The organism is Tritonibacter sp. SIMBA_163, assembly GCF_046535935.1.
Classification (GTDB): domain Bacteria; phylum Pseudomonadota; class Alphaproteobacteria; order Rhodobacterales; family Rhodobacteraceae; genus Epibacterium; species Epibacterium scottomollicae.
Genome location: NZ_JAWJBP010000939.1, coordinates 1 through 251, shown reverse-complemented (window position 1 = coordinate 251; position 251 = coordinate 1). Strand labels below are relative to the sequence as shown.

Genomic DNA, 251 nt, shown 5'->3' with positions numbered 1-251 from the left:
GGCGGCACGGCCTACGGCACGACGCAGGTGGTTGCCAAGGAAAGCAAGCTCAAGCCTTATCCGACCGACATCTATGCCGTTCACGACCATCTGCTGGCATTGATCGAGCGCTATGGCGATGTCGCCAACCTGCTGCGCAAGTCGATCAAGGATGCAGATGAAGCGGGAGACGACGATACGGCTGACATCTTTACCGCCGCGTCCCGCAGCCTCGACAAGGCGCTGTGGTTCCTCGAGGCCCATGTTCAGGA

General features: G+C 60.2%; 1 protein-coding gene. It reads left to right on the top strand.

The genetic code is table 11. The annotated features are described in order from the left end of the window. Window positions 1–251, top strand: a 251-nt coding sequence (gene dps / locus R0J92_RS25090; RefSeq protein ID WP_411053679.1) for a DNA starvation/stationary phase protection protein Dps, incomplete at both ends; no start/stop codon positions are given.